The sequence below is a fragment of the Burkholderia sp. Bp8963 genome (assembly GCF_003854275.1).
GTDB lineage: Bacteria > Pseudomonadota > Gammaproteobacteria > Burkholderiales > Burkholderiaceae > Burkholderia.
In genome coordinates this window covers 117,145-132,720 of record NZ_QTQP01000019.1, presented here as the reverse complement: position 1 = coordinate 132,720, position 15,576 = coordinate 117,145, and the positions used below count along the sequence as shown (strand labels likewise).

Sequence of the window (15,576 nt, the reverse complement as noted above, 5' to 3'; positions counted from 1 at the left end):
GTCTCGTTGCAGAAGTTCCAGACCTGATTCACGTCGCGCGCCATCGCAAGCATTGCTTTCGCGTGCTTGTCTCTGATTCGAAACTTGAGGGTCTTAACGGTTTCCATATCTCGAACTATATTGGGTCTTCGAAACTCTCTCAAGAGGGAAAATGGGGAGGCCACGCAAGATTGATAGCGAATTGAGGCATGGAAGGCATTGTGTCTTCGCCATGCACGTCCACCTGATATTCGTTACGAAGTACCGGCGCAACGTGTTCAAGAAAGAGCACCTGGAAGCGATGCAATTAGTTCTTGCCAACGTGTGCCGAGACTTCGAAGCCGAACGCGTGGAGTTCAATGGCGAGCACGACCATGTTCATTTGCTGGTTAACTACCCACCGAAGGTCGCAGTATCAACACTTGTCGCGTCGCTCAAGGGCGTATCGAGCCGGATGCTGCGGCAGCAGTTCGGCGATTTCCACCCGTGGCTCAAGCGCCGTGGCGTGCTATGGTCGCCGTCGTACTTCGCCGCGTCGTGCGGAGGAGCGCCAATCGAGATTTTGAGGAAGTACATTGAGGACCAGCAATCGCCGCACTAAGGCCTAAAGGACGCCCGCGGCGTCCGTGCTCTCGACCCCAGATTGAACTCCGGGGCTTCCCGCACATTTGGTGAGATCGTGCGGGCGCGCAATGCGCCCTGTTGTTGCGCGGGTGCTGGCCCGACGAGGTGTTCCAGTCCTCCGGCGAATCCTTTCTGAAGCATGTGTGTCGGCGCGATCCTCAAGTGCTTCCTGCAGGCATGTGACGACTTGGTAAACAGTCAGGGGTTGAACATGTTGCAGGGAGCGACTCGATTGGGTGATCCTCGGACGCAGCCCGCGCATTCGAACCGCGTCGGATCGCTGGGGATTCGACTGTCTCGACCACGTATCGCAGGGCAGAAAAGCCACCTATCGGTTCTATTGCCACGCGGGCCACGAATGGGAAATCAAGGGCCGCAAGGTGCGGGGGTGTCAGGATTTCCGTGTTCAAGGGGGGTGAGATTCACACGGATGATCGAGCGAATCGATCCTCGTAGAGGATGGCGAACTGGTTCATAGCAGTCTTCCAGTTGTGAGCTGCCCGGCACCAATCGGCAGTGATGTTGCGTAGGGCCAGCCAGATGAGCTTCGTCGCGGCCTCGTCGGTCGGGAAGTGGCCTCGGGTTTTGATGATATTGCGCAACTGCGAGTTGATGTTCTCGATGGCGTTCGTAGTGTATATAACCTGGCGAGCCGCCGGCGGAAACGCGAAAAACGGAATCACGCGATCCCAGACGTTGCGCCACGCTGCGCTGACCGTGGGGAATGTCTGCCCCCATTCTCCATCGGCAAAGGCATCGAGTTTTGCCCGCACCGCTTCCGCGCTGGGCGCGGTGTAGATCGCGCGAATCGCTACAGCGAGCGCTCTGCGGTCTTTCCAGCTCGCGTAATCGAGGCCGTTGCGGATCAGGTGAACGACGCAGGTCTGCAGCGTGATGGCCGGAAACATGACCGCCGGCGCTTCGGGCATGCCTTTGAGGCCGTCGGTCACGGCGATCAGGATGTCGTTGACGCCCCGCGTCTTCAGCTCGTTGAACACCTTCATCCAGAACTTGGCGCCTTCGGTACTTTCGATCCACAAGCCCAGGATATCACGCGTGCCGTCGGGCAGAACGCACTGGGCCAAGTAGATTGCCTTGTTGCGCACCACGGCGTCTTCGACCGGCCGCTCGTCGCTCAAACATTGTACGAGCCCTTTCGGCTGGTGACGGCCGACAGGCATTTAGCGAAATGCACCGATCTCGTCATCGAGATCTAACGGGGAAAAAAACAGGAACAGCGTCGTGCCGAACCCAATCAAGATCGGTGAAGGACGGAGTCGAGCCGATACGCGGTCACGCCGACGTGTTGAGGCCGGGAGAATTGATGTTTGGCGAGCTGCAGCGGATCGCCCCGCCCAATGGGGTTATGGTGGGGTTCTGCATGAATAGCGCGGCAGTGCCGCTGTTGCCCGCGAGCGGAGCCAGTCATCCCGGGACCGCGGCACTGTCGAAGAGCTTGTTGTAGCGCAGCCTCTCTAGCCAGCCAGTGTGGCCTGACGGGCGACGCGTTGCTGTGGCGCACCGCCGATTGAACGTACAACAATAGTCACTATAATGACAGTTATCGACGATTTTCGCTGGTAACGGTCATCAGAATGCTTTTTAAGCTAGCAACTCCTCAGGAAGTCGCCGGCGAGCTCGGACAACGCCTCCGGACGCGCCGTCTGTCGCTGAATCAGTCGCAGGCGGAAACGGCCGCGCGGGCGGGCGTATCGCTTGGCGCCCTACGCAACCTCGAGCGGAATGGTCTTGTCACCGTCGAGGTTCTGTTACGCGTGGCCGGCACGCTCGGACTGCTTCAGCATCTCGAGCCGGTGTTCGTGACCCGACCGGTTAGCATCGAGCAGATGGAAACTGCCAGCCGCTCGCGCCGCCGCGCCAGCCGCAAAAAGGACGAAGTATGAAAAAGCTCACCGTGACATACAACGGCTGGGGCGAGCGCTTTCCACTGGCGCTGCTGGCCGACGACGGCCGCACACTGCTGTTCCAGTACACGCCGGAGGCTCTGGCCCGCGGGCTCGAACTGTCGCCCTACCACCTGGAACTGTCGCGCGACGCATACGGCGATTTTCCGATGCACCAGCATCGCCTGCCCGGCCTCGTGAGCGACGCGCTGCCGGACGGCTGGGGCATGCTTCTGATGGATCGTCTCTTCCGGAGGAATGGCATCAATATCGCCACGGTCTCGCCGCTAGACCGTCTGGCCTTCATCGGTGAAGATGCGATGGGGGCGTTAGCGTTCGAGCCACCGGCCGCTCAACATCTCGAAAAGCACGACGTCGAACTGCTCCGTATCGCCAATGGTGTGCGCCACGTCCTTGCGGGAAACAGCGAGGATATGCTCCGTGAACTGGCGCTGATGGGCGGGTCTCCGCACGGTGCCCGTCCAAAGGTTCGCCTGACCTTCGATCTTGCCAGTGGCGCCGCGTCGACGGCGGACGATGCGCCGGGCACGCCGTGGCTTGTGAAGTTCCCGGGCCAAGGCGAGGACGCGGAGGTGTGCGCGATCGAATACGTGTATGCGGACATGGCTCGCCGGGCGGGCATCCCAATGCCAGCCACGCACTTCTTCACCCTCGGCGAGGATCTAACCGCGTTCGGCATCGAGCGTTTCGACCGCGCCGGCGGGATGCGGGTGCCGGCGCATACGGTTTCCGGGCTGGCGCACGCCGATTTTCGGCAGCCGACGATCGACTACCTGTCTGTGCTCCGTCTCACCCGCCTGCTGGCAGCTGACGAGCGCGAGGTATTGGAGATGTACCGCCGCTGCGTGTTCAACGTAGTGTTTCACAACCGGGACGACCACTCCAAGAACCTGTCGTTCCTGATGCGACGGAGCGGCATGTGGAGTGTTGCTCCCGGATACGACCTTACGTTCAACGAGGGTCCCGCCGGTTATCACCAGATGGATGTCTGCGGCGAGGCAATGCGGATCGAGGGCTCACACCTGCTCGACTTGGCATCAAAGGCGGGACTCAAACAGGTCGATGCCGTGACGGTTATCGATCAGGTATGCGAGGCCGCCAGTCATTTCCCGATCGCAGCTCGCAACATGCCCATTCGCAAAGCAACCTGGAGGCACATTTCGGAGAAGGTCGCGCACTCGCGCGGGCTGGTTGCCAGGCACTCGTAAATCAGCGCACTCTCGATGACGTTCCGAGTGTGCCCGCCGACTCTGCCGATGTGTCTGCGCCGGTGTGTTGCACCGATTACCGCATTCTCCAGCGAAGCTGTTAGAAAATTGTAATATATATAACGTACTGCATATCGAACATTAATGAATGTTTCGAGCTTAACGTATTAGATATAGAACGTTATTTGCGTCGGATTCGTGTTCCGTATACGTTGCATTATCGACGTTGTCCCCGATAATGTACTGGATATTGAGCATGAATCTCGCCGAACTGGGGGAAGCCTTCCGCCGTGCGCGCATGGCTGCCAACCTGACGCAACAGCAAGTTGCCGATATCAGCGGGGTGACGCGCGGCCGCATCAGCATGTTCGAGACGGGGACGCTGCCTGAAATCGGTGCGGTCAAGATGCTCAGCCTTTTCGACGCGGTCGGGTTGGAATTGAGCGCCCGACGACCGGGTCATCAGCGCACGCTCGATGACGTCCTGAGTGAGCCCGCCGACTCAGAGGATGTGCCGATGCGCCAGCGCGTACGCACGAAGGCCTTGCAGCGTCTGAAGGCCACTGAGAGCAAGCCATGAGGCGCGCAACCCTGGACGTCTATGTGAGCGGCCGGCAGGTGGGCACGCTAACCGAGGAGGCCGGACAGTACGTCTTCACCTACCTGCCCGACGTTCCGCAGGCAGACCTCGTCTCCCTGCTTATGCCAGTGCGGGCGGCGTCGTACACCTGGAAGACGCTACATCCCTTCTTCCAGATGAATCTGCCGGAAGGCTTCAAGAAGGACCTGATGATCCGCCGCCTTGGTCCGCACGCTGATGTAAACGACTTTGGTCTGCTGGCACTCACCGGTGCGAACACGATCGGTCGCGTTCAGGTGATTCCGCGAGGGGCCACGCCGGAGGTCGCGACCAGCAAAGCCGACATGGCCGGATTGCTCGCGTCAGCTGACTCGCGCGACAACCTTCTGCGAATGCTTGAAGGCGGAGTCGCGGAAGGGGTATCGGGCGTCATGCAAAAGGTACTCGTTCGTCCGGGCGACTGGGCGACGGTCTGGACAGACGAGTTCATACTGAAGACGGGCTTTGACGATCTGCCGGGGCTTGCGATCAACGAATACCTGTGCCTGGAAGTCGCGCGCGAAGCCGGCCTTGACGTGCCCGAGGCACGATTGTCCGACGACGGGCAGGTCCTCGCCGTGCGTCGCTTTGACCGCACGGCGGATCACTTGATGCTGGCGGTGGAAGACTACTGCGCGCTCAGACCCAACGACGCGGTCAACAAGTACAAAGGGTCGCTGGAGGATCTCGCCAAGCTTACCAACACCTATGTGCCGCGGGCGGCGCGAAAGGACAATGCCCGGCGTCTCTACGCGCTGATCATGCTGAACTACGCAATTCGCAATGCGGATGCTCACCTGAAGAATTTCGCGCTCATCTACACGAGCGTCGACGACGTTAGGCTGGCGCCGGTCTATGACGTTCTAAGTGGGACGGTCTACCCGAAGTACGCGACGCATTTGCCGGCGCTCGCACTACAGGGCAAACGTGTTTGGGCTTCGGGCAGCATGCTGACGGCATTTGGGGGCGCGCGGCTGGGCTTGAGCAAGGCAGACATGGACGAGGCGCGCGAGCGGATCACGAGGGCTGTGCATATCGTCGCGCTGAAGGTCAAAGAATTTGCGAGCAGTCACCCAAGCTTTCGCGAAGTTGCAAAGGGCATGCTGAACGCGTGGGGGAGCGGGCTCGCGGACATCAAGCCCGACGCCAAGCCAGGAAAGACCAGTCCGGTGCCATTGCGCGAGCAGATCGGCATGTCCGACACCGACCCGGCAGCCAGGCGCAAGGAGGCGAATCCGTACGCGAGCGTCGATGGTGCTTTCAGTTAAAAGTCCCAATAGGTCGCTCTATCGTAAGCGTGTCGCCGCGCTGGCCTCAGCGGCTTGGCCATCACCTCCCACCGAAGACATCTCCGACCGTATCACCGATTCCCCCGATCGCCGCCCGCCGCTCTGCGGGTTACCCGCATCCAATTCGACTTGATCCATGAGGGCCGGCAAAAGCCCGGTCGCGTGATTGCGGCCGGGCGGTGCGTCGCCGGACCCCGGGGCGTGTGTGGCAAAGCGCCTCGCGCGGGCTCGCCCGCGCGGGGAGGTCGGGTGCATTGGGCTTCGGGCGGTGACGTGACAATGACGATATCGAGACCGGATGATCGGGGGCGGCACGTGCAGGACGCGGACGAAGCGATCCGCGAAGGCGCGATCCGCTGGCTGCTGTGGCTGCGCAACGGCGAGGTGGTCGCGCGCGAATTCGACGCGTTCGAGCGCTGGTGCGCGCAGAGCGTTGAGCATGCGGAGGCCGTCTACGACGTGATGTGGCTGTGGGCGATGCTCGGGATGCTAGGCGCATCGGAGCCGGATAGCGCGCCGGAGCTAGACGGCATGCCACTGGTTCACTGACCGGCGGCGACGGGGCGACAAAGCCGCAAAGCCGCACAACCGCCCCGCCCACCACCCACCAAAAAAAATCTGCGGGTTACGCATCCCCGCATCGACCTTGGTTTACGAGGGCCGTGCAGCGAAGACCGTAAGCCGGACGATACCGGCTTCCGGATCGACGCGCGTGGCAGGGGCCGGCGAACGCCGGGAAGTATGTACAACACCGGCGCGGTCAGTTCGACGTCGGGCCGTCGTCGCGTGCGCTGGCACGCGCGGCGGCCCAGGCGGCGTCGAGCGGGTCGTCGGCGCTGCGGTGCGGCTCCAGCAGAAACGGAAAGCGTTCGACGAACGATGCGGATTCCTGCAACGCCACGATATGGTTGACCATCCATTGCAACAGCTCGCTGCCTTGCCGGACCTGGGCCGGGTTCCAGTCCGGCATCCCGGCGAACAGCGCCGAGAACGCCGCCCAGCGCGACGGCCGGTCGTTGTCGCCCGGCCGGAAATACGTGTTCAGGCACACGTCGTCGCCGGTGGTCAGCGCGCCGACGAACAGCCCGCGCGCGGTCGGCACCGCGAGCTGCTTCCAGTGCTCGGCGAGCGCGAGCGAGCGCACCACCCGCGCGAGCACGAACGCGACGCGGGTCTCGTGCTCGATCGCCGCGAGCGCCATCGCGCCATTGCGCTGCATGCAGCGTGCGACCGCGTGCGGCCGGATCACGCTCGTCGCGAAGCTGCGCAGCACGAGATCGGGCACCGTCAGTTGCAGCTGGAATTCGCGCAGCCCGTGCTCAGCGCTCATCGTCGAGAAGTTCACGAACAGCCCCTCGCGCGCGCCGAGCGCGCCGACATACGGCTCGAGCCCGAGCCGCGCGAGCTTCGGCGCGATCTGGCGCGCGAGCAGCCGCATCAGGTTGCGGCGGCTGCGCTCGCCGGCGTAGGTGTCGATGCCGCGCGTGATCACGTCACCGATCTCCGCGCGCCGCGCATCGGCGACGAGGCGCGGCGAGCGGCTCAGGTCGAACCGGGCGCGGCCATGCGCCACGCGGGGGTCTACGTACATGCCGGGGCCTTGTGCTTGCGTTGCGGGTGGATCGTTGCGGGCTCGCGCAGCGATCCGGTCGCTTGCGATGCTCGGGCACCGAAAGCAGCACGTCAAGTGCGGCGGCCGCGTCAAGCGGACGCCCAATCCACAACGATGAGGTGATCAGGTGATACGCACGGTGTTGGAACGCTTTGTCGAACACAGCCCGATGGCGATCATGACCCGGCTCGTGATGCAGGGCGCGATCTATGACGAGTGGCTCGATGCGGCCGCCGAGCTCGACGACGAGCCCGACGGCGAACAGATCCGCGAAGCGCTGCTCGCACGCGTCGTCGACGCGCTCGTCGCGCTCGCGGCCGGCACGCGGCCGGCGGGCGGTGGCCTGGCCACGGCGGTGGCGATCTCGCCCGAGTTCGCGCCGGCGGTCACCGCGCTGCACGACCAGATGAGCCGGCTGCGCGCCGGCTGGGGGCGCCTGCTCGTGAAGGACAGCATCGACCTGCTGCTGCCGCTGACGGCGCCGCTCGGCACCGAAGGCCCGGCCGCCGGCTGGCGGCTGCGCGTGCTGGACGGCGGCGTCCTGCCGGCCGGCCTCGCCTGCGCGCCGGGGCCGGCCGGCTGCACGCACGGCTCCGGCGGCAGCGGGTCGGCGGGCGGCGGCGCGCTGCCCGTCTACGATCCGGATCTCGGGATGATTGTCGACCTCGTGCCGTACGAGCGGAGCCGCGCGCACGAGCGCGCGTTCGTCTGCGCGCTGCTCGAAGCGGTGCAGCCCGGCGAACTGTGGATCATCGACGGTCGCTTCAACACGGCAGCGATCCTGTCCGGCTGGCCGCGCCGTGGCGGCGCGTTCATCGTGCGCGAGCACGGCTGCGCGCCTGCGTGGCAGCCGCTCGACGCGCCGCGCGAATGCGGGGCGCTCGACGGCGGCCGCGTGTACGAGCAAGCGGTCGCGATGGCCGACGATGGCGACGGCGGCGCGGCGAGCACGTTCCGGCGCATCGAATGGCGGCCGGACGAGTCGGCAGCGGCGGGGGCCGCAGGTGTGGCGGCAGACTCGGCGGCAGACGCGGCATTGGCGGCAAGCGTGCTGACGAACGCGCCCGCCGCGCAGTTCGACGCGCTGCAGGTGATGCGGCTCGCGCGCCGGCGCTGGCGCGATGCGCTGCCGCTGCCCGTCGACGCGGCGCTCGGCGGCGGGCTGCTCGTGAACATGCCGCCGCGCGCGGCGCTGCTCGCGCGCGGGATCGCGGCGATCGCGTACAACGTGTGCGGCGTGATGGCCAACGCCGTCCGCGCGGCGCTTGACCTCGACGCGCGGGAAGTCGAGCGACTGCCGTCGCATATCGCGGCCGGCGTGCGCGCGGCGTACGCGGGGATGATGATCGCGCTGCCGCCCTCCTGGTGGCGGCGCTACGACCAACTGCCGGCGACGGCGCTCGGCGAGGCCGTGCGGCTGCTCGCGGGCCACGTCGATCCGCGCAGCGAGCGCCGCAAACGCCGCGAGAACCGGCTGACGGTGAAATCACAGGCGCAGCTGCGCGCGGCGACGGTCGACGGGCTACTGCAAGACGAAGGCGACGACGCGGCGTCCAACGTGTTCTGCCTGCGCACGATCGCAATGGCGACGCGCGACTTCAGCAGCAATCCGTCGAAGGCGCTGCGCCATGCGAGCGAGGCGCTCGTGATGGTCACGAAGTACAACCGGCCGATCGCGCTGCTGGTGTCGATCGAGGACTGGAACCGGCTGGTCGGCGAAGTGCGCGAGACGAGCGTGCGGCGGCTGTCGCTGGATTATGCGGGGACGGTCGACACCGGGGTGGCCCACACTGGAGTTGTCCACACGGGGGCCGCCCATGCGGGAGCTGTCCATGCGAAGGCCGCGCAAGGCGCCGCGCAGCGCGCGCATACAGCCGTGCTCGGCGAGATCCCGCTGAACGAGCGCCGCTTCGCGTGAGCGTCGCTTCGTAAGAGCGTCCGTTCGCAAGAGCGTCCCTTCGCATGAACGCCGCTTGGGAAGAACGCCGCAGCGCCCGTGCGCGGCAGCCCGCGCACGGGCGCCACAATCAGCTCGCGAGCCGATGCACCCAGATCACCGACGTCCACGCGAAGTTGCCGATCCCGTAGCGCGCGATCAGCGTGTCGATACGCGCATTGACGCGCGCCGAGTGAACCCGGCAATGAACGAGAAAGTAGCCGCTGTTCACGCCCGCGAGCGCGCCGTCCGGCAGCGTCGCATTACCCTGCAGCGGCGCGAGGTAGTTCGCGACGTCGCCGGTGCTGATGAAATACGCGGTGTTGCGCCGCTCGACGAGCCGTTGCGCCTGGCTGCGCGATAGCGTCGGAATCGCTGCGACGAGCACGGGCTCGGCGGCGGTGTTCACATTGATGGTCGTCAGGTCGGGCAGCACCGTCACGAGCGGCGCGAGCGCCGCGATCGCGCGCGCGTCGTAGCCGGGAATCCGCGCGAGGTCGTCCACCGTCACGAGCTGCAACGGCCAGACGCCCGGCCCGTTTGCGTCGCGCAGCGACTGCAGCATGTAGTCGGCGGTCCGCTGCACGAGTGCCGGATCCAGCGACAGCTCGCCGAGCAGCCGGCGGTACGCGAGCACGCCTTCCCCGTTGGCCTGCCACGGCTTGCCCGGCGCGATGCGCGCGACGAGGTTCGTCAGGTTAAAGCGCGCCTGCGCATCCTCGACGTGCCCGGAGATCCACGCGCGCGCGAGTTCCGCATTCAGCGCGGCGGCATCCGGCGGCAGGAAGTCGCCGAGCTGCACGTCGCTGACCGGCGCCGACCATGTCTGGCCCGCCACCGTGACGTTCGACGTCGCGCTCTGCGCGCGCAGCAGCGCACGCGCCCACTCGACGGCGGCGCGCTCGGCCCACATCGTCTGCGTCGCGAGACGCTGGTTCTCGACGTCGCGGGTCGCGACCTGCTGGCGCCACAGCACGCTCGCGGCAATCGCCGCGGCGAGCGCGACGACGAGCAGCACCGTGATGAGCGCGATGCCGCGCTCGCGCGATGCTCGTTTCGTGCGAAGAGGTTCGTGTCGGCACATGGTCGGGTTTCGGCTACGTTAGGGCTACATGACGGCTACATGAGGGCAACGCGACGGTGACCTAAGGGTGACGTGAGAGTGACATTAGGCGCATGGCCGTCACGCTTCGAACGCCAGCCACGCGTGCAGCATGCTCGCATGCGCGGATGACGCGAATCCGAACCCCACGACGAGCGCCGCGACCCACCCGGCGAGCGACGCGTCGCGCGTGCCGCCAGCCGACAGCGCGAGCGGGCCGATCAGCCCGGCGATCGCGTCCGCGTGCCACAGCAGCAGCGCGAACAGCACGCACGCGAGCGCCATGCCGACACAGAAGCAGTGTGCGGCGACCGCGCGGCGGCTGGTGAACGGCGCGCGGTGATGATGCTGGTTCGCGGCGACGATCGCGACGCCGTTCGCGATCGGCACGATCGCCATCGCGGCGCCCCAGAAGAACGGCTGGTCGCTCGCCGGGTTGATCAGCAGCAGCGTGCCGATCGACCAGAACGGCGGCGCGAGCACCGTCAGCGCGACCCACGACAGCAGCTGCCAGCGCAGCCAGGGGGCGCGCCAGCGTAGCGGGCGCGCGTGCGGTATCGGCCGGCCGTAGCTCCCGCCGGCCGTGGCCGCATGGACGGCGGTCAGTTTCTCTGTGAGCCACCGCCTGAGTATCGTGGCGATCGACATGGTGTCACCGTGGGTTTCCTCGTTACTCACTAAGACGTTCGGCCAGCCGCTTTGCCGCAGGAATCGTGCGGCGGCGCTCGCGCCGCGCCGGCCGATCCGGATGAAAGTTTGGTTCCGTGTCATAAAAAGTTACCTGTTCGAAGCTGACGATGAGCGAATCGTCGTACGGGATGTGTAAGTTTTGCCGTTGCCTGGGTGGTGCCTCCGGGTTGTGCCTCTGGATGGCACCCGGTTCCTGCTCAACGCCTGCCCGGTGCCGGCGGACGGCGCACGGGCCGCGACGGCGATGTTGGACAGCGGGACGGCGCGCGCGCGTGAGAGGGCGCGACGCGTCCGGGCCTGCACCGCCCGCCGACTGGCGGGCGACGCATGCATCACAGACGTCGAGTGACGACGCGATGATCGACGCGCGCCTGTCGAGGGCCAGGCCGGCGCGTCCGGTTCGCGCGATGCGCGGGGCGCACGCCGCGCTGTCTCGTTCCATGCTCGACACGTCGCGTCGCTGGCCAGTGACGCAGCCGGCGTGATGCTGCCTTCCTGACTGGCATTTCCTCTTTCGAAGCGTCGCGATCGTGCTTTCCGCGACGGGTACGCCGCACGCGTGCGGAACCCGCGCAGCAGGCCGATCGGCGGCGAATTGCAAAAAAATGTGCGGCAATCCGCAAGCCGTTCCGTCTAGGTAGGTGTGAGCTGTATCCAGGGTTGTATCGGGCTTGTTCGCTTCGGCGCCCAACGCCACCCGGATGCAGACGCAACGAACCGCGATGGGACACGAGTAAGACCGATCGACCGTCGTCGCAACGCGGCGCGCAATCAACAGGTGCATGGACGTGGAACAGTTCGAGAACACTCGCTCGGCGAGCGAATCCGCAGCACGACAGGACATCGAGAACATCGAGGACGCCATGGCGTCGGCGCAGCCGGCCGTGCACGACGATGTTGCCGAGCCGTACATCAACCTGCGCGATACGGGCCGCTTCCTGGAGGTGCTCGAGGCGCTGAAGTGTTCGCTCGCGATCAGCCGCCGTCCGTCGGGCGTCGCGTTGGTCGGCGTCGACAACGGCATCCCGACGCTGTCCGCGTGCCTGCTGCCGCGCTCGATGGGGATGGCGGTCGCCGGCAACCGGCTCGCGATCGCGACGATTCACGAGCTGATGGTGTTCGCGAACGTATCAACGCTCGCGCCGCATTACCCGACCCGCCCCGACTACTACGACGCGATGTTCGTTCCGCGTCTGTCCTATTACACGGGCGACCTCGACCTGCACGACATGGCGTTCGACAAGCAGGTGGTGCTCGCGGTCAACACGCGCTACTCGTGTATCTGCGTGATTGACGGTTACTTCAATTTCACGCCGATCTGGCAGCCGCCGTTCGTCACCGCGACGGCGCCCGACGATCGCTGCCATCTGAACGGGATGGCGTTCAGCGAAGGCAAGGTACGTTATGCGACCGCGCTCGGCCAGAGCGACACGCCGTTCGGCTGGCGCCAAGTCATGGCCAGCGGCGGCATCGTGATGGAGGTGCCGTCGGGCCGGATCGTCGCATCGGGGCTGTCGATGCCGCATTCGCCGCGCGTGATCGGCGGCCGGCTGCACGTGCTCGAAGGCGGGCGCGGCCACGTGCTGCAGATCGATCCGCAGACCGGCGCGAAGCGCGTGCTCGCGAAGCTGCCGGGCTTCACGCACGGGCTTGCCGAATACGGCGGCGTGCTGTTCGTCGGCCTGTCGAAGCTGCGCGACAAGCGCGGGCCGCAGGGCCTGCCGATCGAGAGCGAGCAGGATGCGCTCGTCGCGGGTGTCGCCGCGCTCGACGCGCACAGCGGCGAGGTGCTCGGCATCCTGCAGTTCTTCAACGGCGTCGACGAGGTGTTCGACGTGCAGGTGCTGCCGAACGTGCGGCGCGCCGAGATTCTCGGCCCGCGTGAATGGAGCGCGACGCCGTCGATCGTGACAATGCACGGCGGGTTCTGGCAAACGCGTCCGCGCGAAGCTGACGAACCGGCAGCCGCCGACCGTTGAGCACGCGATGAACATCAAATCTTGCGGGTTTTCCCCGCTGGTTTCGTCTTTGTCGGTAGGTGCTGCAGATCGGGCATTTAACGACGGGGCATCCAACGACGGGGTAACCAACGACGGCGCGGCGCTGTCGCCGGCGCGCGTGAATGCGCTGGCCGAAGCCGCAACGAGCGGCGGCGTGCTGTGGCTGACCGGGTTGTCGGGCGCGGGCAAGACGACGCTCGCACAGGCGAGCGCTGCGTGCCTGCGCCGCCGCGGCACGCCGACGATGGTGCTCGACGGCGACCGGCTGCGCAACGGATTGAATCGCGACCTGGGGTTCTCGGAACGCGACCGGTTCGAGAACGTGCGGCGGACCGCCGAAGTCGCGGCGCTGTTCGTCGAGGCCGGCTTTGTCGTGATCGTCGCGATGATCTCGCCGCTTGCGGCGATGCGCGAGCAAGCGCGCGCGGCGATCGGCGACGCGTTCCGCGAGGTGTACGTGAGCGCGTCTGTCGACGTCTGCGCGTCGCGCGATCCGAAGGGCCTGTACGCGAAGGCTTATCGCGGCGAACTGCCGGAATTCACGGGCGTGTCGTCGCCATACGAGCCGCCGGCTCACGCCGGGCTGGTGCTGGACACCGCAAGGTGCGGAATCGACGCGTGCGTCGATGCGCTGCTGCGGTTCGCGACCGACGCGTTCGGCCGCGATAGCGACGCGGCCCCGGAAATGCACGGGCATCGCTGACGAAGTAGGAGAAGCAGGCGAAGCAGGCGACGCGGAGGAGCAAGGTGTGATCGATATGTTAAGGATGACTGATGGATGGTCATCGAACTGAAACACGGATTTGATAGCGGGGGCGTGCCGGACGGCGGCCTCGCATGCGTAGCGGGATTCGGAACAAAAAGGGGAATGGCGCATGCCGCCTAGAGTAGACCGTAAACCACACGACCAGCGGCGACGACGACGCCGGTGCCTGGCCGGCGTTGCGCTGGTCGGGGGGCTGAGCCTCGCGCCGGGCGCGCGCGCGCAGGACGCGGCGCCCGACGCGAAGGCTGCGCAGGGCACACCGACCACACCGGGCGCGCCGGGTGCACCAGGCACACCGCGCACGTTCGACGTCAACGAGTTCATCGTGCGCGGCAACACCACGCTGCCGGCGATCGAGATCGAGAAGGCCGTCTATCCGTTCGAAGGGCCGGGCCGCACGCTCGCCGACGTGAACGCGGCGCGCGACGCGCTGCAGAAGGCGTATCAGGACCGCGGCTATCAGTCGGTCGTCGTCGAGTTGCCGCAGCAGCAGGTGAAGAACGGCGTGATCCTGCTGCAGGTGGTGGAAGCGAAGGTGGGCCGGCTGCGCGTCGACGGCGCGCAGTACAACTCGCCGCAGAAGATACGCGACGCGGTGCCGGCGCTCGCGGAAGGCTCGGTGCCGGATTTCAACCAGGCGCAGCAGCAGCTCACCGACCTGAACCGCTCGGCGGACCGTCAGGTGATTCCGGTGCTCAAGCCGGGCACGCTGCCGCAGACCGTCGATGTCGACCTGAAGGTCGACGATCACAGTCCGCTGCACGGTTCGCTCGAACTGAACAACGACAACAGCCCGGGCACATCGACGCTGCGCACGACCGCGAGCCTCAGCTATTCGAACCTGTGGCAGCTCGGCCATGTGATTTCCGGCACCTACGTGCTCGCGCCGCAGCATCCGAACGACGCGCGCGTCTATTCGTTCTCGTATCTCGCGCCGCTGAAGGACACGCACTGGAGCCTGCTGGCGACCGTCGTGCACTCGGACAGCAACGTCGCATCGGTGGGCGGCACCAACGTGCTCGGCAAGGGCACGACCTATGGCTTCACCGCGATCTACGCGCTGCCGTCGTCGGACACGTATGCGCACTCGGTGAGCGTCGAGATCGATCGCAAGCATTACGACGAGAACGTGAGCCTCGCGGGGCAGACGTCCACCGCGCCGCTCACCTACGTGCCGGTCACGTTCTCGTACAACGGCCAGTTGAGCCTGCAGCAGTCGCAGACGTCGTTCTCCGCAGCGCTGACGACGAACATCCGCGGCCTCGGCAGCGACTGGGGCGCCTGGGACAACAAGCGCTACAACGCGACGCCGGATTTCGTGTACGGGAAATTCGACGTGAACCACACGCAGCGCTTCAAGAACGACATGCAGGCGAACGCGCACGTGAGCGCGCAGATCTCGAACTCGCCGCTCGTGTCGAGCGAGCAGTTCGCCGCGGGCGGGATGAACAGCGTGCGCGGCTACATGCAGGCGGAAGACACGGCCGACAGCGGCGTGATCGGCTCGCTCGAGTTGAGGAGCCCGTCGCTTGCGAAATACCTCGGCGGCCGCGTGAACGAATGGCGTTTCCACGCGTTCGTCGATGCCGCGCACCTGTGGCTGCTGAGCCCGCTGCCGGAACAGACGTCGAGTTTCAACCTGCTGAGCGTCGGGGTCGGCACGCGCCTGCAGCTCTTCAAGTATGCGAGCGCGGATTTCGAGGCCGGCTGGCCGCTGAAGGCCGGTGTCTATACGAGGCAATACAGCCCCAGGTTCGATTTCTACGTGCGACTGGGGTTCTGACCTGACGGATTTTTGATCGGACGGGTCCCGCGCCAAGCGCCGG

14 protein-coding genes and 1 pseudogene are annotated in these 15,576 nt (G+C 65.8%); 10 read left to right on the top strand and 5 right to left on the bottom strand.

Features of this window, described 5'->3' with window-relative positions:
• Positions 1–151: 151 nt before the first annotated feature.
• Positions 152–580, top strand: coding sequence for an IS200/IS605 family transposase (gene tnpA, locus DID96_RS18200; protein ID WP_124600664.1), 429 nt, complete (start codon positions 152–154; stop codon positions 578–580).
• 445 nt (positions 581–1,025) lie between these two features.
• Here the strand turns inward: tnpA and DID96_RS18195 are convergent.
• A pseudogene (locus DID96_RS18195) lies at positions 1,026–1,721 on the bottom strand (IS256 family transposase); the annotation flags it as partial.
• Between the two features lie 477 nt (positions 1,722–2,198).
• Here DID96_RS18195 and DID96_RS18185 point away from each other — a divergent pair.
• The 5 genes from DID96_RS18185 (at position 2,199) to DID96_RS18165 (ending at position 6,193) form a co-directional block, all read left to right on the top strand.
• Positions 2,199–2,507: a helix-turn-helix domain-containing protein gene (locus DID96_RS18185; RefSeq protein ID WP_124600663.1), complete on the top strand. Its 309-nt coding sequence runs from the start codon at positions 2,199–2,201 to the stop codon at positions 2,505–2,507.
• The gene (locus tag DID96_RS18180; protein ID WP_124600662.1) at positions 2,504–3,736 is read left to right on the top strand and encodes a type II toxin-antitoxin system HipA family toxin; all 1,233 of its coding nucleotides are present in this window, start codon (positions 2,504–2,506) and stop codon (positions 3,734–3,736) included. The genes DID96_RS18185 and DID96_RS18180 overlap by 4 nt, the downstream gene beginning before the upstream one ends.
• A 256-nt stretch (positions 3,737–3,992) precedes the next feature.
• Positions 3,993–4,316 carry a helix-turn-helix transcriptional regulator gene (locus DID96_RS18175; RefSeq protein ID WP_124600661.1) on the top strand — a complete coding sequence of 108 codons (324 nt, stop codon included), beginning with the start codon at positions 3,993–3,995 and terminating at the stop codon, positions 4,314–4,316.
• Positions 4,313–5,623, top strand: coding sequence for a type II toxin-antitoxin system HipA family toxin (locus DID96_RS18170; RefSeq protein WP_124600660.1), 1,311 nt, complete (start codon positions 4,313–4,315; stop codon positions 5,621–5,623). Before DID96_RS18175 ends, DID96_RS18170 begins: the two co-directional genes overlap by 4 nt.
• A gap of 300 nt (positions 5,624–5,923) precedes the next feature.
• Entirely contained in the window at positions 5,924–6,193 is a 270-nt protein-coding gene (locus tag DID96_RS18165; protein ID WP_124600659.1) for a DUF4880 domain-containing protein, read from the top strand.
• A 211-nt stretch (positions 6,194–6,404) separates the two neighbouring features.
• On the opposite strand, the gene DID96_RS18160 is transcribed toward DID96_RS18165, so the two are convergent.
• On the bottom strand, positions 6,405–7,235 hold the full coding sequence (locus tag DID96_RS18160; RefSeq protein WP_124600658.1) for a hypothetical protein: 831 nt from the start codon (positions 7,233–7,235) through the stop codon (positions 6,405–6,407).
• 160 nt (positions 7,236–7,395) lie between these two features.
• Between DID96_RS18160 and DID96_RS18155 the strand changes: the two genes are divergently transcribed.
• Entirely contained in the window at positions 7,396–9,174 is a 1,779-nt protein-coding gene (locus DID96_RS18155) for a type II toxin-antitoxin system Phd/YefM family antitoxin (RefSeq protein WP_185732293.1), read from the top strand.
• A 109-nt stretch (positions 9,175–9,283) separates the two neighbouring features.
• Here DID96_RS18155 and gspK read toward each other — a convergent pair whose 3' ends face one another.
• From gspK to DID96_RS18140, 3 genes are all read right to left on the bottom strand, one after another.
• The gene (gene gspK, locus DID96_RS18150) at positions 9,284–10,276 is read right to left on the bottom strand and encodes a type II secretion system minor pseudopilin GspK (protein WP_124600657.1); all 993 of its coding nucleotides are present in this window, start codon (positions 10,274–10,276) and stop codon (positions 9,284–9,286) included.
• A 99-nt stretch (positions 10,277–10,375) separates the two neighbouring features.
• Positions 10,376–10,942, bottom strand: coding sequence for a hypothetical protein (locus DID96_RS18145; RefSeq protein WP_124600656.1), 567 nt, complete (start codon positions 10,940–10,942; stop codon positions 10,376–10,378).
• Positions 10,943–10,964: 22 nt separating this feature from the next.
• Complete coding sequence (locus DID96_RS18140; RefSeq protein ID WP_124600655.1) at positions 10,965–11,837, bottom strand: hypothetical protein; 873 nt, start codon at positions 11,835–11,837, stop codon at positions 10,965–10,967.
• A gap of 10 nt (positions 11,838–11,847) precedes the next feature.
• Here DID96_RS18140 and DID96_RS18135 point away from each other — a divergent pair, with 10 nt between their 5' ends.
• From DID96_RS18135 to DID96_RS18125, 3 genes are all read left to right on the top strand, one after another.
• Positions 11,848–12,963, top strand: a complete 1,116-nt coding sequence (locus DID96_RS18135) for a TIGR03032 family protein (RefSeq protein ID WP_124600654.1) — start codon at positions 11,848–11,850, stop codon at positions 12,961–12,963.
• A gap of 7 nt (positions 12,964–12,970) precedes the next feature.
• The gene (gene cysC / locus DID96_RS18130) at positions 12,971–13,687 is read left to right on the top strand and encodes an adenylyl-sulfate kinase (protein WP_124600653.1); all 717 of its coding nucleotides are present in this window, start codon (positions 12,971–12,973) and stop codon (positions 13,685–13,687) included.
• Positions 13,688–13,859: 172 nt separating this feature from the next.
• Entirely contained in the window at positions 13,860–15,533 is a 1,674-nt protein-coding gene (locus DID96_RS18125) for a ShlB/FhaC/HecB family hemolysin secretion/activation protein (protein ID WP_124600652.1), read from the top strand.
• The last annotated feature ends 43 nt before the right edge of the window (positions 15,534–15,576 follow it).